Source organism: Bathymodiolus heckerae thiotrophic gill symbiont, assembly GCF_900128515.1.
Taxonomy (GTDB): Bacteria; Pseudomonadota; Gammaproteobacteria; order PS1; family Pseudothioglobaceae; genus Thioglobus_A.
This window is the reverse complement of record NZ_FQTP01000240.1, coordinates 1-936: the sequence shown is the minus strand read 5'-3', so window position 1 is coordinate 936 and position 936 is coordinate 1. Positions and strand designations below refer to the sequence as shown.

General features: G+C 44.6%; 1 protein-coding gene and 1 pseudogene. Both read left to right on the top strand.

The genetic code is table 11. The annotated features are described in order from the left end of the window. A partial coding sequence (locus BTHERMOSOX_RS11595) for an FISUMP domain-containing protein (protein ID WP_283204863.1) occupies window positions 1–376 on the top strand: 376 nt, incomplete at its 5' end. 90 nt (window positions 377–466) lie between these two features. Next, window positions 467–936: pseudogene (locus BTHERMOSOX_RS11885) on the top strand (transposase family protein); the annotation flags it as partial.

The window sequence follows — 936 nt, the reverse complement described above, 5'->3', positions numbered from 1 at the left end:
TGGTTATTATTATACTTGGGATGCAGCGATGAATGTTTGCCCTAGTGGTTGGAGCTTGCCATCTGATTCCGATTGGAAAGTCTTAGAAGGTCAATTAGGTATGAGCACCACCCAACAAAATTTAACTAGTTGGCGTGGTACTAATGAAGGTACAAAGCTGAAAGTAGGCGGCTCTAGTAACTTCGAGGCTAAGTTAGCGGGCCTCCGTGGTACCAATGGTAGTTTCTACGATCGTGGTAACTACACGAACTTGTGGAGTAGTACCGAGTCAGGTGGTGATGCTTACAAACGCGACCTGTACACTAGCGGGGGTAGAGTGAACCGCAATACCGACGATAAGGCGTTCGGCTTTAGTGTTCGCTGCCTAAAGGATTAATTCGACACTTTGGCACTTCGACCCAGCCGAATGGCTGGGTATTTATACCCCTTGCGGGGTATTCACCCCGCAAGGGGGTATTGAACAGAATATGCTGATGAGCGCTTAAAAGCCATGACTGTACAGGAAGCCTTAACAAAAAAGTTCTAAGGCCATCTCTACGTAAGGAGATGGCCCGGCAGGCTATTAACAAGCATCGGGTAACAGTAAGATTGGCTTGTCAGGCTTTTAAGATTAGTGAGACCTGTTATCGGTACGATCCAAAGCTATCATCTGAGAATGAGGTTATTGTTGATTGGTTGTTGCGATTAACCACAACGCATAAACAATGGGGATTTGGATTGTGCTTTATGTATTTACGCAACACTAAGGGCTTTAAATGGAATCACAAGCGTGTGTATCGCATCTACAAGCAACTAGAGCTTAATCTAAGGATTAAAGCCTAGAAGAAGAATCAAACGCGATAAGCCGCAGGCTTTGAGCGTGCCACTGTCAATTAATCAAACTTGGTCGATTGACTTCATGTCAGATTCATTAAACACAGGTAGAAAAATCAGAAC